At 36.7% G+C, this 21082-nt stretch carries 18 protein-coding genes; 3 read left to right on the top strand and 15 right to left on the bottom strand.

Annotation, left to right across the window (positions count from 1 at the left end; all coding sequences use genetic code 11):
• The first annotated feature begins 4 nt into the window (after window positions 1-4).
• Window positions 5-2830, top strand: coding sequence for a carboxypeptidase-like regulatory domain-containing protein (locus NU09_RS00835; RefSeq protein ID WP_129749352.1), 2826 nt, complete (start codon window positions 5-7; stop codon window positions 2828-2830).
• A 2-nt stretch (window positions 2831-2832) separates the two neighbouring features.
• On the opposite strand, the gene recR is transcribed toward NU09_RS00835, so the two are convergent.
• On the bottom strand, window positions 2833-3453 hold the full coding sequence (gene recR, locus NU09_RS00830; protein ID WP_129749351.1) for a recombination mediator RecR: 621 nt from the start codon (window positions 3451-3453) through the stop codon (window positions 2833-2835).
• A gap of 77 nt (window positions 3454-3530) precedes the next feature.
• Here recR and NU09_RS00825 point away from each other — a divergent pair, with 77 nt between their 5' ends.
• Window positions 3531-5042: a sodium:solute symporter gene (locus tag NU09_RS00825; protein ID WP_129749350.1), complete on the top strand. Its 1512-nt coding sequence runs from the start codon at window positions 3531-3533 to the stop codon at window positions 5040-5042.
• On the opposite strand, the gene NU09_RS00820 is transcribed toward NU09_RS00825, so the two are convergent.
• Both NU09_RS00820 and NU09_RS00815 read right to left on the bottom strand, forming a co-directional pair.
• Window positions 5017-5385, bottom strand: a complete 369-nt coding sequence (locus NU09_RS00820; RefSeq protein ID WP_129749349.1) for a CoA-binding protein — start codon at window positions 5383-5385, stop codon at window positions 5017-5019. The genes NU09_RS00825 and NU09_RS00820 overlap by 26 nt on opposite strands.
• 73 nt (window positions 5386-5458) lie before the next feature.
• Entirely contained in the window at window positions 5459-6556 is a 1098-nt protein-coding gene (locus NU09_RS00815; protein WP_129749348.1) for a carboxypeptidase-like regulatory domain-containing protein, read from the bottom strand.
• A 117-nt stretch (window positions 6557-6673) separates the two neighbouring features.
• Between NU09_RS00815 and NU09_RS00810 the strand changes: the two genes are divergently transcribed.
• Window positions 6674-7306, top strand: a complete 633-nt coding sequence (locus NU09_RS00810) for a MarC family NAAT transporter (RefSeq protein ID WP_129749347.1) — start codon at window positions 6674-6676, stop codon at window positions 7304-7306.
• A gap of 45 nt (window positions 7307-7351) precedes the next feature.
• On the opposite strand, the gene NU09_RS00805 is transcribed toward NU09_RS00810, so the two are convergent.
• The 12 genes from NU09_RS00805 to eno form a co-directional block, all read right to left on the bottom strand.
• A complete protein-coding gene (locus tag NU09_RS00805) occupies window positions 7352-8593 on the bottom strand; it encodes a sulfate adenylyltransferase subunit 1 (RefSeq protein WP_129749346.1) in 1242 nt (413 codons plus the stop codon).
• A gap of 3 nt (window positions 8594-8596) precedes the next feature.
• On the bottom strand, window positions 8597-9502 hold the full coding sequence (cysD, locus tag NU09_RS00800) for a sulfate adenylyltransferase subunit CysD (RefSeq protein ID WP_129749345.1): 906 nt from the start codon (window positions 9500-9502) through the stop codon (window positions 8597-8599).
• 2 nt (window positions 9503-9504) lie between these two features.
• The gene (locus NU09_RS00795) at window positions 9505-10218 is read right to left on the bottom strand and encodes a phosphoadenylyl-sulfate reductase (RefSeq protein WP_207209740.1); all 714 of its coding nucleotides are present in this window, start codon (window positions 10216-10218) and stop codon (window positions 9505-9507) included.
• Entirely contained in the window at window positions 10193-10465 is a 273-nt protein-coding gene (locus tag NU09_RS00790; RefSeq protein WP_129749343.1) for a DUF2061 domain-containing protein, read from the bottom strand. Before NU09_RS00790 ends, NU09_RS00795 begins: the two co-directional genes overlap by 26 nt.
• Before the next feature lie 78 nt (window positions 10466-10543).
• Complete coding sequence (locus NU09_RS00785) at window positions 10544-10957, bottom strand: RrF2 family transcriptional regulator (protein ID WP_129749342.1); 414 nt, start codon at window positions 10955-10957, stop codon at window positions 10544-10546.
• A gap of 2 nt (window positions 10958-10959) precedes the next feature.
• Complete coding sequence (gene ctlX / locus NU09_RS00780; protein WP_129749341.1) at window positions 10960-11895, bottom strand: citrulline utilization hydrolase CtlX; 936 nt, start codon at window positions 11893-11895, stop codon at window positions 10960-10962.
• Between the two features lie 21 nt (window positions 11896-11916).
• Window positions 11917-12831, bottom strand: a complete 915-nt coding sequence (locus NU09_RS00775) for a dimethylarginine dimethylaminohydrolase family protein (protein WP_129749340.1) — start codon at window positions 12829-12831, stop codon at window positions 11917-11919.
• Window positions 12832-13009: 178 nt separating this feature from the next.
• Window positions 13010-14293: a citrate synthase gene (locus NU09_RS00770; protein ID WP_129749339.1), complete on the bottom strand. Its 1284-nt coding sequence runs from the start codon at window positions 14291-14293 to the stop codon at window positions 13010-13012.
• A gap of 326 nt (window positions 14294-14619) precedes the next feature.
• Complete coding sequence (locus NU09_RS00765) at window positions 14620-16752, bottom strand: T9SS type A sorting domain-containing protein (RefSeq protein ID WP_129749338.1); 2133 nt, start codon at window positions 16750-16752, stop codon at window positions 14620-14622.
• 102 nt (window positions 16753-16854) lie between these two features.
• Window positions 16855-17616: a LytR/AlgR family response regulator transcription factor gene (locus tag NU09_RS00760; protein WP_129749337.1), complete on the bottom strand. Its 762-nt coding sequence runs from the start codon at window positions 17614-17616 to the stop codon at window positions 16855-16857.
• A complete protein-coding gene (locus tag NU09_RS00755; RefSeq protein ID WP_165357628.1) occupies window positions 17613-19592 on the bottom strand; it encodes a tetratricopeptide repeat protein in 1980 nt (659 codons plus the stop codon). Before NU09_RS00755 ends, NU09_RS00760 begins: the two co-directional genes overlap by 4 nt.
• Before the next feature lie 160 nt (window positions 19593-19752).
• Window positions 19753-21048, bottom strand: coding sequence for a phosphopyruvate hydratase (gene eno / locus NU09_RS00750; RefSeq protein WP_129749335.1), 1296 nt, complete (start codon window positions 21046-21048; stop codon window positions 19753-19755).
• Between the last annotated feature and the right edge of the window lie 34 nt (window positions 21049-21082).

Genomic DNA, 21082 nt, shown 5'->3' with positions numbered 1-21082 from the left:
TATTATGCTGGGTAATACTCTTAAAAAAATAATGGTAACAGCTTTTTTGCTGTCTGGATTTATTTCCATGGCGCAGGAAGGCAACTTTACTATTGAGTTTACCCAACAAAATGCTAATGCAAAAAATACCAGTATAATAGATGCATTTGTAAAAATAAAAAATACTTCAAACACTTCAATTACAGGAGAGTTTGACGTACACAGTAATCATGAAGACCTGTATTTAGTACAGCGAAAACCGAAACCAATCATACTTCAGGGAAAAGACTCTGTTTTTATTCCCATTAAGGCAATTATTTCAAACACGGCAAAAGCAGGAAGTGAATCTTCAATAGAAGCTGTTTTTACCACTACTGGTGGAGCAAGTAAAAATGTAACATTACCGGTAACCATAAAAGAAAGAAAGCTGGTTAAAATGTTTCTGCTGGAAACCAATCTTATTTATGAAAACATCGGAGACAGCCTTACCATACCAATCAGAATATCAAATGATGGTAATACCGATCAGAAAATAAACATTGTTACGCGCTACCCTAATTTTATAGCCAAAGACATGATAGAGTCTGAAACTGTAAAAGTAAGGGCCTTTACAGACACCTTAATCAATCTTAAAAAGATAGTAAACAAAACTATTCTTTCTCAGGAAGATTTTGCTATCACAATTACCTCGCTATATCAAAGCGGAGATATAATAGGCATAGCTAATGTAACGGCTAGTTCCATTAAGCAGGACAGACGATACTCCAATCAGTTTTCTCCGGAATACGCTCAAAGTTTTAACAGGTCTAACCAGGTAAGTACCAGCTACCTTCAAAACAGTAGCGGTGGTACAGCATATTATCTATATGCTAATGCTGAAGCAGAAATTAATAACAGTACAATATATACAAACATAGATGCAAACCTGTGGACAAACACAAACCAGCTCTTTTTAAGAAACACCTGGCTAGGTTATAAAAACAAAACCATGGGTATTTTGGCCGGTAACGTATCTAAGTTTTCCGATATCAATTTAGTGGGTAGAGGTGCCCAGGCATATTACAACACATCAGAAAATAGTAAAATTGAAGTTGGAAGCATTGATAAATCATACAATCTTGCTGATTTCTCAATACCTTCCGGGGGCACTTCAGCCTGGGCCTCTTACTACTACAAAGGAGGATGGCTTGATAAAGGTTTTGAATCGAGCCTGATTTATGACAACGATAAATTTAGCGGTTTCACCAATTATCTTGTTACCGCAAGGTTTAATGTATTCCAAAAAAAACATCTTTCATTAAGGGCCGGAGGTGGTTTAAGCAGTGTAAATAATGAGGTAACCGGTGAAAATAAAACCGGTGGTACTGTAGACATGGTCGCTACAGGAAGATATAAAGACTTCTTTTATAATAGTACCAATTATTTAAGCTCAGGATATTATGCCGGTGTAAGAAAAGGTGTTTTCAGCCTTAATGAGAGGTTAAACTGGATTAAAGAAAACTATAACTTTTGGGCATTGTATAACTACATATCTGTAGACCCTAAATCTTTTAGCGACCAGGTGTTCTACCCTTCTCAATTTTCAACATCAAGATATAACATAGGAGCTTCAAGAAGAATAAACAAAGTAACTGTTTCGTTATCTCCTTACCTTTATAAAGAAAAAAGAACAGAATCCCTATTCGGAAATACACCACAGGATTATACGTTGAATGCTAGCAGGGCAAATGTTGGCTTAATATTCAACAATGTATCCTCAAGTCTTAGCCTAACATTTGAGGGTGGTATTTTTAATAGTAATGCCGACCCGGTATCTAACCAGTTTCATTTTAAAACAAACCTTATTTACAACTGGAAGTTCCTAAATATACTTACAACTTACCAGCACAATTATTTTAACCTTGGTGAGATTATCGCCAACCAGCAACTTAATAACGATAAGACATTTTATAATGTAATGTTTAACCCGAGTGCGGTGATTAAATTTTTTGACAGCAAACTGGTTTTATATACAGGTGCCACACTGGCTTCAAATCTGTTTACAGATCGCATAACCCAACTTAACGGTCGTGCAGATTACAGGCTTAGTCCAGATTTCAGCATTTTTGCCAATGGCTACTATAGTGATATTTCCAATAACCCTTATGCCATAAATTCATTTCAGGTTGGTTTAACAAAACAATTCCGCCCAATAAGAATAGACAGTTCCAAAAGTGATTTAGAGGTGTATGTTTATTATGAAACAAATGGAAAAGGACCGGAAGACAAGCATAACATCCCTGCAGCAAACCAACTGGTAATAATAAGCGGGAAAGCCTTTAGAACTAATGATCAGGGAATAATTAAGTACAGACACCTGCCACCGGGAGATTATGAAGTACGACCCGTTAACAGCAACGAATGGCATGCTTACAGCAGAATCATAAATGTAATTCAGGACACAAAAGTTGCTATTGGACTTACCAAAACCTCAACCATTAAAGGGTCTGTTACCTATCTAGAAACAGAGAGAAGTTTTGAAATTACCAAGAAAAAATCGGGGCTTTCCATTATAGCCATAGATGATTCGGGCAATGTATTCCAAACCCGTTCAGATGATTCCGGAAACTTTATACTTTATGTTCCTAAAGGCACATATACACTTACTTTAGAAAAAGCAGGAGTATCTGAATATGTAGAGGTAGAAGAAAACAACAGAACTGTTGATGCAGTTCCGGACAGTACTACTCAGGTAAAATTCAATCTTAATATCAAGGAAAAAAGGATTGAGACCCGCAAGTTTACTTCCAGAGGTTTCCCTAGTCAGTCAACTGGCGATGACAGTGATAAAAAGAAGAAAAAGAAAAAATAGGTTTATGAGTTTTTAAGGCTGCTTTCAAACGGCACCCTGTGTATAATACTTCTTCCTAAGGTTACCTCATCGGCAAACTCAAGCTCATCACCCACTGCTATACCTCTTGCAATAGCCGAAAGTACTATATTATAATCCTTAATCTGCTTGTAGATATAAAAATTGGTGGTATCACCTTCCATAGTAGAGCTTAATGCAAAAATAAGCTCTTTGGCTACTCCGGTTTTTACCTTTTCTACCAGTGTGACAATATTAAGCTGGCTTGGGCCTATACCATCTATAGGAGATATTTTCCCTCCCAACACATGGTAAATACCTTTAAACAGTCCGGTGTTTTCTATTGCCATTACATCTCTTATATCCTCAACCACACAAATAACCGATTTATCCCTGGAAAGGTTACTGCAAATTTCACACACCTCAACATCAGATATATTGTGGCATTCCCTGCAAAAACGTATCTCCTCACGCATCTTTAAAATAGCTCCTGTAAGATGTTCTGTCATATCTTTAGGTTGCTTTAATAAATGTAATGCCAGCCTTAAGGCCGTTCGTTTCCCTATACCCGGTAGCTGAGAAATTTCAGCCACTGCCCTTTCCAGTAATTTTGAAGACATTTCCATAAATGCAAATGTACAAAACCTGCAAATTGTGAGTATATTGTAATATTTTTTATTTGTTTTGTATACAAACTTATTTTATGCAGCCAATAACCATCTTATCAATAATAATAGTATACTTTGGGGTACTAATTGCCATATCCAGGCTAGTAAGCAAAAAAGACAGCGGAAACGACGCCTTTTTTAAAGCCAATAAAAATTCCAAATGGTATCTGGTTGCTTTTGGTATGATTGGTACGGCGCTATCGGGGGTTACATTTATTTCTGTACCGGGCGAAGTGGGTTCTCCTAACGGAGAGCAGTTTAAATACTTTCAGTTTGTATTGGGTAATGCCATAGGCTTTATACTTATAGCCAAGGTATTGTTGCCTCTTTATTATAGACTGAACCTGACCTCTATTTATGGTTATATAGAAAACAGATTAGGACAATACAGCTATAAGACAGCAGCCATGATATTTTTAATAAGCAGAACTATAGGTTCGGCTTTCAGGTTATATCTGGTTGTAATTGTACTGCAACGTTATGTTTTCGATTCTTTTGGTGTTCCCTTTTGGGCTACGGTATTAATATCGCTTATACTCATATTTGCTTACACCTATAAGGGTGGTTTAAAAACGATTATTATTACCGATACGCTTCAAACCTTCTTTATAGTCTCTTCGGTATTCTTTACCATTTACTTTATATGCGAGAGCTTAGACCTTAGCCTGCCACAGGCTTTTGAAACTGTAAAGGAAAGCAACTATTCAAAAATATTCTTCTTTGAAGACTTTATAGGAAGCCGTTTCCACTTTATAAAACAGATACTGGGCGGGATTTTCGTCACCATAGCTATGGTAGGCCTTGATCAGGACCTTATGCAGAAAAACCTGAGCTGTAAAAATATAGGTGAAGCTCAAAAAAACATGTTTACCTTTACAGGGATATTTGTGGTAATCAACCTATTTTTCCTTGGGGTTGGTGCCTTACTTTATATTTACGCCAATAAAAACGGTGTAGATGTCCCTCTTGTAGACGGCAAACCAAGAACCGACTTGCTATTCCCGGAAATTGCCTTTCATCATCTGGCACTTATACCGTCGGTAATATTCTTGTTGGGTTTAACCGCAGCCACATTTGCAACAACCGACTCGGCCCTTACGGCATTAACCACATCTTTTTGTGTGGACTTTTTAGGAATGGATAAAACAGAAAATGCGAACAAGCCCAATGTGGTTAGAACCAGGCATTGGGTACACATATCCTTTTCATTACTTATGTTTTTGGTAATTATAGTTTTCAATATCATAAACGACAACTCTGTAGTAAGTATGATATTCAGAATTGCTTCTTACACTTATGGTCCGTTACTGGGATTATATGCCTTTGGACTGTTTATAAAGAATCTCACCTTAAGGGATAAGCTTACTCCGTTAGTGTGTATAGCCTCCCCTTTACTTACTCTGGCATTAAGCCTTAATTCAAACGTATTATTCGGTGATTATGTTTTTGACAATGAACTGATAATTGTAAACGGACTTATTACTTTCATACTTTTACTATGCATCAGTAAAAAGACATTGGTTAGTAGTTCCCAACAGAAAGCATAACAAGCGTACAGGCCACCTCAACCTCAATGTTATTTTCCTTAAGAATAGCATATAGCTCAGGGTTTTCTGTACCGGGATTAAATACTACCCTTTTTGGTTTCAGGCTTACTATATAGTCGTAATATTGCTTTTGATTCATTGGGTTAAGGTACAATGTTACCGTATCCACTCCGTCAAAATGGATAAGTTCTTTCTCTATATGAATATTACCAAAATCTTCTTCCTTTTTTCCAATAGCTACTACAGGGTGCCCATACTGCTGAAGCATTTTTACAGCTCTGTAAGCATACCTGTCGGGATTAGTGGAAGCTCCCATTACTAATGTTTTTTTTTCTGTTTTCATGGCAAATAAGTTTATATCAAAAATAAGTAAAGGAAGTAACTTCTCAAATCTTTTTAGCCTAACGATAACATAGTTAATTATCTATATAAGTATAGTCGGCAGGCAGCATATCCCCTACTTTAAGTTCTCCAAAATATCCGCCAAACACCATTGAGGTTATAGGCCAGAATAAACCATTACTACCTATATAAAAATGATCGGCATTCATTTCAAAAAAAGACTGTTGCTCTCCGTCATGCAGTACGGCAAAACGTATATTTCTTTCTTTCGGAGCTTCTAAAGTCCTTTCACTAAGCTCCTTATTCATTTGAATTTTCACATTCGTTTCAGGTATAGAAACTTTAGTTTTTAAACAGGTTACTTTTTTATAATCCAGTGTATCGCTTACTTTAAAATAGTCATTTGGGTTAGCAGGAAAACTCTCTACATAAAGTGCATATTTCTCTTCATTCCATTCATTCGCCGCGATGGCCCGCATAAAATGCAATAAAGATCCTTTGTAAACCTCATCCCTATCTTCTTTAATACTTTCCTTTTTAGAGACATCCTTAAAAAAACTTGTTCCGGCATAAAAACTTGTTTGCATGGCAAAGGGTGAAAGCGTCTTCCTGCCAAAATGCACCTGAAAATCAACCAAATCAAACTGCACTTCATATTTCAGCTTTTTGTTAGTTATCTGAATCGGTTTATTTGCTTCGGCCTTTAATGTATTTGTAGCTAAATCATAATACAATATTATATCGTCTTCATTAAGTATTTTACAGGATTTTCCTGCTTTTGTCTTTCCTAAAAACTGCTCCCTGAATACTTGTAGCATCTCTTTTCTCGAAAAAGCAGTCTTTTTGTTTATTACCACCTCTTCCATTTTTATGGCATCTTCCTTTAAAAGGATTTTAATTTTACCCTCATAGGAAAAAGGATTTTGAACTATCCTGGTCTGATATCCCATATACTTTACTACTAAAGCAGCCGAGAGCTGTTGCCCGGTATTTATGCTAAAAGCCCCGTTTGAATCGGTACTTGCAGAATAAGTAGTCCCGTCCAGATATACAAAAGCCCCTTCGAGAGGTATATCTTCCTTCTCATCATATACATAGCCTGAAACAGATTGTGCCTTAAGTGCCGTGACAGTTAAAAGGAGTATAACAAATAGTAATATTTTTGTTTTCATAAGGTGTTATTATTGTCTAAAAATAAGGAAATAATTAATGCTTTAATAAATACCTTTCAATTGCCCGCCCATATTTTCTTATTAAATTTACAATAGAAAAAAAACCAACAATCGTTCATGGAATTATTTATCTACATTTTTGCCGCACTATTTTCAGTTATTAACCCTTTAGGAGCTGTACCTATTTTTGTAGGACTTACACAGGATGACACCAAAGCCGAACGTTCCCGTATTTCTTTCTGGACCGCAGTTAATGTATTTATCATCCTTATCATATCATTTTTTATAGGACAGTACATACTGGCATTTTTCGGAATTAGTATTGATGCCCTTCGTATTGCCGGAGGCTTTATTATTGTAAATTCAGGATTTGCTTTACTATCCGGCAAGTTCAGTAAAACAAGAGGGGTGAACAAAAAAGTAGCTAATGATGCCCAAAAGAGAAACGACATCGCACTAACGCCACTTGCTATCCCTATGCTGGCAGGCCCGGGATCTATGTCGTTGCTTATAGCCCTTTATCAGGATTATACAGATATCATGCAAAAGGTTATTGCCTGTATTGCCATAGCTTCGGTAGCCATAGTAATCTTTTTAGTAATGAGAAGTGCACACTACCTTTCCAGGATTTTAGGAGCATCGGGTATCGTTGCCATTTCAAGAATAATTGGTTTTATAGTTATTGCCATTGGTATACAATACATAAGCAGTTCGGTAGTTAACATACTCCAAACGATACAGATTAAATAAACAAAACCCCGCTTAAAGCGGGGTTTATTATTACGAACACTCTGATTATTCCGAAAAACCGACACCTACGGTATTGTTAGTTTGCGGATCTATTATTATAAAGGCTCCGTTAAGCCTATTATTTTCAAAAGAGTCTATAAATGCCGGAGTAGCTGTTTTTAAACTTACCCTGGCAATATCATTTAACTTAAGTGTATCAGCCTGAACCAACTCCTCCGGATTTTCAGGCGGAATAACCGCTTCAATCTGCTGGAGTTTGCACTGTACTGTTCTGGTTCCGGCCTGCAGTAAATACCTGCCTCCCGGAATTGTTTGTTTTTCATCAAGCCAAACCAGTGTAGCCTTTATATCTTTAGACAATAACTTTTCATCATTATCTTTCACCAGCATCATACCACGGCTAACATCCACATCGTCTTCCAGTCTTAGCTGTATAGACTGCCCTGTTTTAACCTCATTAAAAGTATTGGTAAACTTACGTAATTCGGCCACTTTACTTTTTTGACCGGAAGGAAGCACTATAACCTCATCCCCTATAGCTATACTGCCACTTATCACCCTTCCGGCATAAGCCCTGTAATCTATAAACTCGTTATTTTGCACATGCATTACCTGCTGAACATCAAATCTAAAATCAGCAGTTTGCGCTTCTCCCGGTTTTATATCATGCAGTACTTCCGAAAGGGTTTGCCCGGTATACCATTGCATAGCTTCAGAATGGTTTACCACATTATCCCCCTTAAGCGAACTGATAGGTAAAATATGCACATGAGGCTTATACTCAAACTTGCCTGCCATCTTATTGATGTCCGCCGCAATAGATAAAAACACATCTTCACTAAATTGCACCAGATCCATTTTATTGATACAGAAAACAACCGTTTTTAGCCTTAGCAGATTACTTATAAAATAATGCCTGTATGTTTGCTCCAATAATCCCTTTCGGGCATCAATAAGAATAATCGAAACCTCCGAATTAGAAGCTCCCGTAACCATGTTACGCGTATATTCCACATGGCCTGGACTATCGGCTATAATAAATTTTCTCTTATCTGAAGAAAAGTATATATGAGCCACATCAATGGTAATTCCCTGTTCTCTTTCGGCAATAAGTCCGTCAGTTATAACCGAAAAATCAAGATCTTCAAGTCCTTTTTCCTTGGTCTTTTTTATTATCAGCTCTTCCTGCTCTATGGTAAGTGCATGGCTATCGTTTAAAAATCGCCCTATAAGTGTACTCTTGCCGTCGTCTACACTACCGGCCGTATTAATTCTAAGTAAATCCATATCTTAAAAATACCCTCCTTTCTTTCTTTGTTCCAATGCCGCTTCCGAACGTTTATCGTCCATTCTGGCACCTCTCTCCGAAGATTTGGAAGATTTGTTTTCATACATAATATCAGGTATTGTATTGGCTTCCGAAACGAAAGCAGCCGTACAGGTCATATCCCCTACAGTTCTGAAACGTACAATCGATTCTACTATCTCATCGGTTTCCACTAGGTTCAGATAATCAGAATGCGCTAAAAAGGCACCATCCCTTTTCACCAGTTTACGCTTATGGGCAAAATAAATACTTGGCAAACCAATTTCTTCCTGTGCAATGTAATTCCACACATCCTCTTCGGTCCAGTTGCTTATAGGAAATGCCCTTACATTTTCGCCAAAGTGTATTTTACCATTCAGTATATTGAATAACTCAGGACGTTGTTTTTTTGCATCCCATTGTCCAAAGTCATCCCTTACGGAGAATATTCTTTCTTTAGCCCTGGATTTTTCCTCATCGCGTCTTGCTCCGCCCATACAGGCATCAAAACCAAACTCTTCAATAGCATCCAGCAGGGTTACAGTTTGCAATGCGTTACGGCTTGCATATTTACCTGTTTCTTCCTGTACTTTCTTTTGGTCTATACTATCCTGTACATAGCGTACAATAAGTTCAACACCAAGTTCCTTTACAAGCTGATCTCTAAATTCAATAGTTTCAGGGAAATTATGCCCGGTATCTATATGCAAAAACGGGAATGGTATTTTTGCTGGGTAAAAAGCTTTTTGCGCCAGCCTTGCCAGCGTTATGGAGTCTTTTCCCCCGGAAAAAAGCAACACCGGTTTTTGAAACTGTGCCACTACTTCCCGTATTATATAAATACTTTCATCCTCCAGCGTTTGCAGATGTGATTGTATGTAATGTGTCATGATTAATAATTTTTATCCTGATGAATATGCAGTCCGCATTCTTTTTTTCCGTTTTCCCACCACCAGCGGCCTGCTCTAAAGTCTTCCCCTTCTTCAAGGGCTCTGGTACAGGGTGCACAGCCAATGCTTAGAAAGCCTTTTTTATATAAACTGTTTATGGGTATATTAAACTGATTAATTTCCTGCTCTACCCGTTTAAGACTGTAATGCAATAAAGGATTGAATTTTATAAGCTGGTTCACTTCGTCCCACTCTAAAAACTCCATCTCTTCCCGGTTTTGCGATTGTTCTGCACGCAGGCCTGTTATCCATAAATCAGCACCTTTAATGGCGCGCTGTAACGGTTTTACCTTCCTTACGTAACAGCAGGATTTTCGCTTTTCTATACTGTCGTAAAAACCATTTATCCCATTTACGGAAACATATTCTTTTACATCCTGTTCATCAGGAAAATAAGTTTCAATGGTTAATGAAGTGTATTTTTTTTGGGTTTTATGAAACACCTCGTAGGTTTCGTTAAACTGTCTTCCGGTATCCAGTGTAAAAACTGAAACCTGACTATGATGCGGAACCATATAGTGTGTTAACAACTGGTCTTCTATACCAAAAGACGTAGAAAAAACCTTTTTACCCTCTATATTTTGCAGTACAAAACCAATAGCCTCTTCTATACTTTTGCCCTGTAATTCCTTATTCAGATATTTTAATCTCTCCATTACCTTCATTACTATTCTTTCTGGTTAATCTTGCCCAGGCCCTTTCATGTAAAAAATAAAGCAGCATTTTAGACATTACCTCTACACTCCCTATAGAAAATGCAATTGTAATGTTACCGGTTAGTATATAGGAAATTATCATTGTATCTATAGTACCTACTATACGCCAGGTCACTGCTTTTATAGCCGAAATCTTAGGGCTGTCTTTTAGTGAAAAGTTCTTTTTGGCTTTTATCAAATCAAGCATTTGTCTTCCCTCGTATTAATTTTTTCAAATATACTATTAGTCTATAGATTTTATAGAGTAATAGTATAAATTTTTTTGTTATAAAATCGCCAAATCATACAAAGACCTTTGCTGAAGCAGGCTAAGCGTGTTATCTCTCACCTGTGCAAGAAATTTATTAAGGTTACATTTTGCCTCATCCGGACAATCATCACACTTTTCATAATAGTTAAGGCTAACACATGGAAGCATGGCTAAAGGACCGTCTAAAACCCTAATGATTGTAGCTGCAGAAATTTCTTTAGGATCTTTAAGCAGGTAGTATCCTCCACCCTTACCCTTTTTAGACCCAAGAATACCAAACTTTTTTAAATCCAAAAGAATAGCTTCAAGGAACTTTTTGGGTATACGCTCGCGATCCGATATTTCAGATATAAGGACAGGCTCTGTACCCGAATGCTTAGCAATGTAGATAAGAGCCTTTAATCCGTATTTAGTTTTCTTAGAAAGCATATTTATTGTTTAAGTAAAAACACCTCTGCCATCATGCATCGTGCGCTACCGCCTCCGCAGGCTTCAATGGTATCAAGGCTTGAACTTAAAATTTCTGTATGTTTTTCAATTTTTGCAATTTGGTCTTTAGTTAGAACCTGATGGGCCGAAGCACTCATAACGAGATAACCCTTGTTATTATTGCCACTAACCTGTAACATATTTCCTGCAAAATGATTTAGTTGCTCCTCAGTAAGAAGGATAATCTCCTTTCCGTCTGACTTAAGGTTATCCAACACCATTTTACGCTCCTTTTTATCATCAATACAGTCTGAGCAAATAACTGCAAATGTCTCACCAATACACATCATTACATTGGTATGGTATATATGCTTGCGCTCACCGTCTACTGTCTGGAATGCCTCAAATATAACAGGAGTATATTCAAAATCTTCACAAAACTCTATAAACAGTTCCTCTTCGGCACGAGGTGATAAGGCGCAATAGGCTTTATGATTGACCCTGTCAAGAACGATACTACCAGTCCCCTCAAGAAAAATATCATCCTCTTCTGCCGAAGTATAATCTACTATATTTTCTATCACAAAACCTTTATCCTCCAGCATATCAAGAATCTCTTCCCTTCTCTCCAGCCTGCGGTTTTCTGCAAACATAGGATATAAGGCTACATCCCCATTTTCATGGAAAGAAACCCAGTTATTTGGGAATATAGAATCAGGAGTATCCGGATTGACGGTATCATCCACAACAACTACATTTACTCCGGCCGCCTTAAGTTTATCTGCAAAAGCATCAAACTCCTGCTGTGCTTTAGCATTAACAGTATCAGGCAGCAGATTATCCATTATCTTCTGATAATAATTGTTTACTGCAGTTTGTTCATTCATCCTGAAAGCAACAGGACGTATCATTAGTATAGTATCTGTAATCTGTCTCATAATATAAAGATAAGGATATTATTAATGCCTTATTAAAGGCAGGGTAGAACATCTTAAAAGCCCTTCCTGCTTTGCAATTTCAGCATATGGAACTTCTTCTACTGTAAAGTCCCTTTCAAGTAACCATTTTTTTAGTCTGGTAAAGTTCTTTTCTATAACAACCACATCAGGTGCTATAGAAAACACGTTAGATGTCATATTATACATCTCTTCCCTATCGATATGAAAAAGGTTTTCCATACCAAACAGATTAACAAGGTACATATAATCTGCCTCTTCACGGAAACCGCTTTTATAGATAATTCCCTTATCTGTACCTATAGGCTGGAAGCAGCAATCTAAGTGCAGGGCATTATCACGAGGTTCTATTTTAGACTTTACAAGATCAAACTCCTTTACAATCTTATTAGGGAAAAGCTCTTTTATATAGTTTACACCCTGCATATTTGTTCTTGCAGTAATATAATCTTTATAATCGCTACCCTTATAAGTACCTATAAAGATATGATCGTTCCAGGGCATAACATCTCCCCCTTCTATATGTACTTCATCCGGAGGACGTACAACTTTTCCAGGATCAATCTGGTCGATGATATATTGTATCGCTTCAAGCTCCCTCTCCCTGTCAGGAAGAATATTAGCTTTGATGAATACATCCTCAATTACAAAACCGATATCACGGCTAAATATCTGGTTATAGTTTTCTATAATTTCAGGACGGTATACCTTAACGTCATATTTCTCAAACACCTTATTAAAAGCTTCCATTTCCTCTACCATATCCTTTTCTACAGGATAGGTTCCGGCTTTAATGTGCTCAAGAGATTTTGGGTCGTATGCTTCGTATATTTCCGGAGTTGGCCCGTTGCTGACAGCAGTACCCAGAATAACAGCCCTTAATCTTGATGTTTCGTTCTTTATATTTAAATTCAACATAGTTTTTGGCTTTTAGGCAAATATAAAAAATGCCCTCTAATTATAAACATTTATTACAATATTAGTTTCCTTGCTATTAATTACACAAAACAAATAACAATTAAAGGCTAATTAATAATAATACCTTAACAAAAAAGGCTCTGCATTGCAGAGCCTTAACTATTTAAAACGATAACAATTATCTGTTATTTAAATCTTTAAAATCCCTAAGAGGACTACCTGTGTAAACCTGTCTCGGACGACCAATTGGCTCTTTGTTTACTCTCATTTCTTTCCACTGAGCAATCCAACCCGGTAAACGGCCTATAGCAAACAGCACAGTAAACATTTCTGTTGGTATACCCATAGCCCTGTAAATGATTCCTGAATAGAAATCTACGTTAGGATACAGGTTTCTTGATTTGAAGTAATCGTCCTCAAGAGCTGCTTTTTCAAGTTTTTTAGCGATATCAAGTACCGGATCATCAACACCTAAGTCTGCAAGAACCTCGTCTGCTGCTTTCTTGATGATTTTTGCTCTTGGGTCAAAGTTTTTATATACCCTGTGACCGAAGCCCATTAAACGGAATGGATCATTTTTATCTTTTGCTTTCGCAAGGAATTTTTCAGCATCACCACCATCTTTTTGAATTTCCTCAAGCATTTCAAGCACAGCCTGGTTAGCACCACCATGAAGCGGACCCCAAAGTGCAGATACACCTGCAGAAATTGAAGCAAATAAACCTGCATGAGATGAACCTACCATTCTTACTGTAGAAGTAGAACAGTTTTGCTCGTGGTCTGCATGAAGTATAAATAGTTTATCAAGGGCGTTAACAACAACAGGATTCATTTTGTAAGGACCTGTAGGAAGCTCAAACATTAAGCGCATAAAGTTTTCTACATACCCTTTAGTGTTATCATAATAGTTTAGAGGATAACCCATGTTTTTTCTGTAAGTCCAAGTTGCTATAACTAAAAACTTAGCCATAGTTTTACAAACAGCCTCATACATCTCTTTTTCGTTCTCTACATTAACCGATTTAGGGTTAAACGCAGTAAGAGCACTTGTTAACGATGCTAAAACTCCCATTGGGTGAGCCGTTTTAGGGAAACCATCAATGATGTTTTTCATTTCCTCGTTTACAAGTGTATATTTTTTTATGTCATTCTCAAATTTTTGTATTTGAGCTGCAGTAGGAAGTTCTCCAAAAATTAAAAGATAAGCTACTTCTAAAAAGTTAGATTTTTCGGCAAGATCCTCTATAGAATATCCTCTGTAACGTAAAATACCCTGTTCTCCATCCAGAAAGGTAATATCACTGGTACATGAGCCCGAATTTTTATAACCCGGATCTATAGTAATGGCGCCTGTTTCACCTCTAAGCTTATTAATATCGATAGCTACTTCATTTTCAGTTCCCACAATTACCGGAAACTCATATTTTTTGCCATCAATTTCCAATATTGCAATATTTGACATGATGTATTGAGTTTATTTTTGTTTGTAAATTTTATATTCCTGCGAATTTAATAAATTGTAATTTATTTAGGAAGAAAATTACTTATTAAAATCGTTAAATCTGCGTATAAAAAACAAAAGTTCTTACTTTGAAGCTATATAAATTGAAAAATATTCAAAATAAGAGCATTTTGACCCCTTAAAAATCTATTTTTTAATTAATTTTTTAAAACTAATCTGTTAATAATCTGCATGTTTCGTTTTAGAATATAATTTACTTAAAAATTAAAAGGCCGGTACAAAATATGAACCGACCTTTCATCATGAAGATTTTCTTTTTCGGAATTTTATTCTTTTACAATTTTTTCCACCTTAACTCCCTTATCAGAAGTTATTTTAAGTAAGTAAATTCCTTTTTGCCTATCCGAAATATTAAGTTTTGTTTCTTTGTTGTTTACCAGTTGCGTTTGCAGTAATCTACCCTGTATATCATACAGGCTTATTGACTGTAAATTAGCATCTGCCATGATAGTAATCATATCTGTTGCCGGATTAGGATAAACCTTAACAGAAGTGTCCTGAATAAATTCACCAGTTCCTAAAATACCTGCAAACTCAGTAATAGCTTCATTTGTTTCTACAGGAGAATTATAATCAAAGTAAATGTTCGCCTGATTCATTACCTGATCACCTTCTGCCAAATCAGCTTTAGATTTAAGCTTAAACAGTATATTACCGTGATCAAGGGCATTAAGATTAATATTAGCAAAAATAAACTCGATAACATTACCTGTTATTCTTGCTTCAACCTGATGGGAGCTGTTTAAAATCTGAAGCGACGAAATATCAAAATCAGTCTCATTGATAATATGTTTAACTACAACAAAAGAAGCTGCTGCGGTACCTGTATTTTCAAAATTAACCACGTAATGCAGATAATTACCTATATCATCTACCGATGCAGTTTCACCTTCTATACATATTATGTTATTAGGATCGTATGCGCCTATAACAATCTGATTAAACACATACTCATTATCCCCGGGATTTTCATCTGTTCCTCCGTTAATATTTGCTGTAAAAGGCAATACATCATCAATATACACAGCTGGTTCATCCGTAGGGCTGTTAACATGCAGTGTCATTAAAATTTCCCTGTTTTCAAATGGCTGCAGGTTAGAGTAGTTCCATCCATAAATTCCCAACCCTATATCGTCAGCCATTGGTTCTAAAGCAACAGGTGTAAGGATTTGATAATCCCATGCACAACCTACAGTTCCTGAAGCTATCTGATTTCCCTTGTTTTTATAGACTATTTTATACACAGCATCAAAGCCAGGCATTGCAGGTACTACTGGCACCATAACAACTTCTACATCATTATGCACGCCATTAGGTGCTATACAAAAATTTTGAACAGAAACAGAACCGTCTACTACCGGGAAGTTAACCGATGCAGGAGTTACTGTAAACCAGTCATCCTCAAATTCAGGAGTTACTGTAAAATCTCCCTCCTGAGTATAAAAGCTATATTCGCCATTTGTATTCGTAAAAACATAGCCTTCTTCTGCATCATCATTTATGCTAAGTTTTACAAAAGGATATGGAAAATCTTCCGGACCACAACCGTCACTGTCAGCATCAAAAACAGCATTCCCGGTTATAATATTGTAATCGCCTCCCGGAGTGAAAGAGCAATAAGAACTGTACGAAGGATTATTACCAGAACCAATAAACCCTTCTACCAAAGACTCTTCACCTTCATCCACACATATGAAATTAAGATTGGGGTTATCACTTATATCTGAGCCAAGCCCCACATAAAAACTATTCCCATTTTTAAGATTAATGGTTTCCAAAAGGTTATTACCAATACATTTTAACAGAGGAAGAAAAGAAGAATTACTTAAATCAATATTTATAAGATTAGTATTATAAAGCTCTAATTTAGTAAGGTCAGTAATATAAGAGAAATCTAAATTTGAAACAGGAACATCTTCCAATACAAATTCTTGCATTCCTATTGTTCCCGTAAGATTAATTGTTTCGAGATTCGTATCTGAGATATAAACCGTTTGAAGATTGGACAAACCTGCAAAGCTTAAAAACTCTAATCCGGTTCCTGCATCACAATCAAAACCTTCCAGATTAATTAAACTCGTTAGATCTAAAGAAGTAAGACCACTATTATTTGAACATTCTAAGCTTCTCAAATTAGTAAAATACTCCAAACCAGTGGCATCAGTTATTCCTGCACCAAACAAGTTCAACTCCCAAACTAAAAGCGCCTCACTCACTTGAATCTCATAATCATTGTTAACATCAATAACAATTGAATTACCGTTAACATCTTTAGCAACATCATTAGATATACTTGCCGACAACAGTTTATTCTTAAAATTTATATCGGGTATATTAACTATCTGGGCACTAACAATACCCGAGAACAGTAGTAATAAATAAAGTAATTTCTTTTTCATATTAGTTTAGTGTGTGGTTAATCGGTCTTCCAAATATATTTTTTTATCCTTCTCCCAACTGTTGTCGTTTAGAATTCGCTTACTATCAGTTAGAATTTGCAGTTACATCGACTTTAATATTTCCTGCAAACGTTCTTTTTTCCTTTGGCTAATAGGCAAATGACTGTTATCTGCCATTACAGCATACCCTCCGTCTTTCTTTATATACGACTTTAAATAGGCCAGATTTATAAGGTGTGACTGATGAATACGTTCAAAGCCCTGTTCTGACAGTAAATCTTCATATTCCTTAAGTGTTTTGGCTATTAAAATCGGCTTATTGTCTTTTATATAAAACTTGGTATAATTATCCTGCGATTCACAACGTATGATATCGCTCACTTCAAACAAATGAATACCATCGGAAGTGGAAAGTGCTATTCTTTTAAACTTATCCACTTTCTTACGTATGTTTTCCAGCAGCAGGTCAATATGCGCATAGTTATCATTTCCTGACAATGTTTTTTTAATCTTATCCACCACATTATTCAAATCTTCCGGATCTACCGGCTTTAAAAGGTAATCCAATGCACTAAAACGGAATGCCTTTACAGCATACTGTTCGTGTGCGGTGATAAACACCACATGACAGGAAAGACTGCCTTTTCGCTGCATAACCTGCTCCAGTATATCGAAACCTGTACCATCACCTAGCTGGATATCCAGAAACACAACATTAGGCTGATGAAACTCAATAGCACTTATTCCTGCTTTCACACTGTCTGCCTCCCCTACTATTTCTATATCGGGTGCATATCGTGTTAAAAAGCTTTTCATACCGTTTCTCAGGTTAGCGTCGTCGTCTATCAGTAGTGCTGTAATCATATCTGGTTCGTTGCGTATTGTATTGGTAAATTTAAAACAATCCTGGTTCCTGCGGCTTCCCCGTTTTCATCAATCACGTCGTTTATTTCCACTTTTGAAGTTTTAGAGGTAAATGCCTGTATTACCTCAAGCCTTTTTCTTGTTATTTCCAGTGCCATAGATTTATGAACCGTAACCGAATTTTCCTTAAGCTCTTTCGATTTGGTAAACCCTATACCATTATCGGTAACCGTGCAAACAAGCTTATCCCCGTTTAAGGCAAAATCAACATGAATAATCCCTTTTTCCTTTTTAGGAACCAACCCGTGTATAATCGCATTCTCAATAAAAGGCTGCAACAACAGTGGCGGTATAGCCATATCATCTTCTATATGCGAATCTTTGGTTATCGAAAAATCAAACAACTTATTAAATCGAAGCTGTTCCAGCTCCAGGTAATTTTGTAACCCTTCAATTTCCTTGTCAATAGGAATAAGCGACTCCTTACTGTACTCTAAGGTTAAACGCATAAGCTTAGAGAATTTAGAAAGATATTTTATAGCCGAATCTGTACCGTTTTGCACTATAAAACTGGAAATAGACCCCAAACAGTTAAACACAAAATGTGGGTTCATTTGCAAGTGCAATGCTTTTTGCTCATATTCTGCCAATTCCTTTTGCAGGGTAAGCGTCTTTTTAAGCTGCCTCCTGTTTGATACCAGGAAGGTCACGCCAAACATAAGGAGTATAAACAGCACAACAAAAAACATCTGTTGATTGTGTCGTTTTACTTCCTCGTTATAAATAGCCTGTTTCTTTTCACTCTCTATCTTCTGAAGCTCAGCTTTACGCTCCATCTCATAATTCATTTCCTCCCTAACAATATTCTTAATGTTTTCGGCATTAACAATACTGTCTTTGGCTTCTTCAAATTTTTTGTAATGTAATAATGCCAGCTTATAATCTCCCTGTTTCTCATACAGATCGCTAAGGCTTTTCTCTGAAGTCCTGACTTGTTCAAGAACTCCTATTTCGTGAGCAAAAGCAGATGATTTGTTTAGAAACTCAGCTGCCTGTTCGGTTTTACCCTGCTTCGCATATAAATCGCCTAAAAAACCTAATGATGCCGAAGCACCATACTTTTCTCCAACACCTTCAAAAACTTCAAGGCCTTTATTATAATACTCTTCCGCTTTAGCCTTATCTCCTGTTTTCTCGTAATAATTACCAAGAGAGTTATACAACTCACCCAGTCCACGTTTACTATCAAACCTTTCAAATATGTTAATCGCCTCCTGATAAGAAGCAAAAGCCTCCTTGTTTTTATTTTGCAGCAAATAAATATTACCAATATTGGTTATCGTGGTTCCGGCAGTATCATCGTTCAGTTCTTTCTGAATTTCCAAAGTCTTATTGAAATACTTTAAAGCCTTGGTATACTCCCCTTGGGTTTTATAAACTATCCCAATATTATTATAAAGCCTGAATACTATCTGCTGCTGTTTAGCTTCCTTATAAATTTTAAGTGCCTTAAAATAATATTCCAAAGCCTTGGCATAGTTATTCTGCTCTGAACAAACAATACCGATACTACCATAGGTCTTAGCCAGGTATCCTTTAATCTCATTTTTATCTGAAACATCTTCGGCAAACAACTGCTCAAAAATATCCTGCGCACTTGTAAAACTCTTTAGAGCTTTAGAATAGTTACTCAGCATAATATTGGCATTACCCATATTAAACCATGCCTCACCTTCCCCTTTCTTCAGTTTTTTTTGCTGAGCCAGTTTTAAGGCTTTTTCGGCATACTGCATCATCATGGCAGGGTCATTTTCAATATATTCTGCTCCCACAGCATTTAGCAACTCAACTTTTTTGGCATCGGTATCCGCCTTTTCCAGCTCGGTTAAAAGACTGTCTAACACCTTATTTTGAGAAAAACAGGTAAAAGGTAAAAGTATAGCTACACATACAGGGAGCAATTTTAACAGCTTCATATGCAATATGTTAATCATATCTAACAAATTTATGATTTCCTCCCGAATTAAAGGGCACCGATTAGAATTTGATGCTTATGGATTAGAATTCGTTTAATCCATAAAAAAAGGCACTCCTGAATTGCAGGAGCGCCTTATATAATTTTATAGCCTAAAGAAATTATCTTTTTACTTTAAAAGCGTTTTCTCTTGGGAAATAAGCCACTTCAGCAAGCTCTTCCTCAATTCTTAGTAACTGGTTGTATTTAGCCATACGGTCACTACGTGAAGCAGAACCTGTTTTAATCTGACCACAGTTTAATGCAACCGCTAAGTCAGCAATTGTATTATCTTCAGTTTCTCCAGAACGGTGAGACATTACAGATGTATAGCCCGCATTGTGAGCCATATTTACAGCTGCAATAGTTTCGGTTAAAGTACCAATCTGGTTTACTTTTATAAGGATTGAGTTAGCAATGTTTTGCTTAATACCTCTTGAAAGGCGCTCAACATTAGTTACGAATAAATCGTCTCCTACTAACTGAACTTTATCTCCGATTTTTTCAGTAAGGTATTTCCATCCTTCCCAGTCGTCCTCATACATACCATCTTCGATAGAGATGATAGGATACTTAGCAGCAAGCTCAGCTAGATAATCTGCCTGCTCCTGAGAAGTTCTTACTTTACCTTCTGCACCTTCAAATTTAGTATAGTCATATTTACCGTTTACATAGAATTCAGATGCTGCACAGTCAAGAGCAATCATAACTTCGTCACCAAATTTATATCCGGCATTTTCTACAGCTTTTTTAATAGTATCAAGAGCATCCTCAGTACCTCCGGCAAGGTTTGGAGCAAAACCACCCTCATCACCTACAGCTGTACTTAAGTTTCTGTCATGAAGTACTTTTTTAAGGTTATGGAAAACTTCTGTACCTATCTGCATAGCATGAGTAAAGTTTTTAGCTTTTACAGGCATGATCATAAATTCCTGGAAAGCGATAGGCGCATCAGAATGCGAACCTCCGTTAATGATATTCATCATAGGAACAGGAAGTGTATTAGCAGAAACACCACCTACATATCTGTATAACGGCATACCCAACTCGTTTGCTGCTGCTTTAGCCACTGCTAAAGAAACACCCAGAATTGCATTAGCACCAAGGTTTGATTTATTTGCGGTACCATCAAGTTCAATCATAGCTTTGTCTATAGCGTTTTGCTCGAATACAGACATACCAACAATTTCACCTGCCAGTTTAGTATTTACATTTTCTACAGCTTTAAGTACGCCTTTACCCATATAAGACTTACCGCCATCACGCAATTCAACTGCTTCGTGCTCTCCGGTAGAAGCTCCGGAAGGAACCGCTGCCCTGCCTAGTATACCATTTTCAGTAATTACATCAACCTCTACTGTAGGATTACCACGAGAATCCAATATTTGCCTTGCATGTACTTTAATAATAATGCTCATTATATAGTTTTTAGTTTGTTATATTCATAATTAA

It is taken from the genome of Flavobacterium beibuense (genome assembly GCF_004151245.1).
GTDB classification, from domain to species: Bacteria; Bacteroidota; Bacteroidia; order Flavobacteriales; family Flavobacteriaceae; genus Flavobacterium; species Flavobacterium beibuense_A.
Note: the sequence above shows the minus strand (reverse complement) of the source record. Positions and strands in the feature narration are given on the sequence as shown.

What these genes read in the sequence shown, in the direction of transcription:
- NU09_RS00835 (WP_129749352.1), top strand. Translation starts at nt 5, where the DNA reads ATGCTGGGTAATACTCTTAAAAAAATAATGGTAACAGCTTTTTTGCTG.
- recR (WP_129749351.1), bottom strand. Translation starts at nt 3,453, where the DNA reads ATGGAAATGTCTTCAAAATTACTGGAAAGGGCAGTGGCTGAAATTTCT.
- NU09_RS00825 (WP_129749350.1), top strand. Translation starts at nt 3,531, where the DNA reads ATGCAGCCAATAACCATCTTATCAATAATAATAGTATACTTTGGGGTA.
- NU09_RS00820 (WP_129749349.1), bottom strand. Translation starts at nt 5,385, where the DNA reads ATGAAAACAGAAAAAAAAACATTAGTAATGGGAGCTTCCACTAATCCC.
- NU09_RS00815 (WP_129749348.1), bottom strand. Translation starts at nt 6,556, where the DNA reads ATGAAAACAAAAATATTACTATTTGTTATACTCCTTTTAACTGTCACG.
- NU09_RS00810 (WP_129749347.1), top strand. Translation starts at nt 6,674, where the DNA reads ATGGAATTATTTATCTACATTTTTGCCGCACTATTTTCAGTTATTAAC.
- NU09_RS00805 (WP_129749346.1), bottom strand. Translation starts at nt 8,593, where the DNA reads ATGGATTTACTTAGAATTAATACGGCCGGTAGTGTAGACGACGGCAAG.
- cysD (WP_129749345.1), bottom strand. Translation starts at nt 9,502, where the DNA reads ATGACACATTACATACAATCACATCTGCAAACGCTGGAGGATGAAAGT.
- NU09_RS00795 (WP_207209740.1), bottom strand. Translation starts at nt 10,218, where the DNA reads ATGGAGAGATTAAAATATCTGAATAAGGAATTACAGGGCAAAAGTATA.
- NU09_RS00790 (WP_129749343.1), bottom strand. Translation starts at nt 10,465, where the DNA reads ATGCTTGATTTGATAAAAGCCAAAAAGAACTTTTCACTAAAAGACAGC.
- NU09_RS00785 (WP_129749342.1), bottom strand. Translation starts at nt 10,957, where the DNA reads ATGCTTTCTAAGAAAACTAAATACGGATTAAAGGCTCTTATCTACATT.
- ctlX (WP_129749341.1), bottom strand. Translation starts at nt 11,895, where the DNA reads ATGAGACAGATTACAGATACTATACTAATGATACGTCCTGTTGCTTTC.
- NU09_RS00775 (WP_129749340.1), bottom strand. Translation starts at nt 12,831, where the DNA reads ATGTTGAATTTAAATATAAAGAACGAAACATCAAGATTAAGGGCTGTT.
- NU09_RS00770 (WP_129749339.1), bottom strand. Translation starts at nt 14,293, where the DNA reads ATGTCAAATATTGCAATATTGGAAATTGATGGCAAAAAATATGAGTTT.
- NU09_RS00765 (WP_129749338.1), bottom strand. Translation starts at nt 16,752, where the DNA reads ATGAAAAAGAAATTACTTTATTTATTACTACTGTTCTCGGGTATTGTT.
- NU09_RS00760 (WP_129749337.1), bottom strand. Translation starts at nt 17,616, where the DNA reads ATGATTACAGCACTACTGATAGACGACGACGCTAACCTGAGAAACGGT.
- NU09_RS00755 (WP_165357628.1), bottom strand. Translation starts at nt 19,592, where the DNA reads ATGAAGCTGTTAAAATTGCTCCCTGTATGTGTAGCTATACTTTTACCT.
- eno (WP_129749335.1), bottom strand. Translation starts at nt 21,048, where the DNA reads ATGAGCATTATTATTAAAGTACATGCAAGGCAAATATTGGATTCTCGT.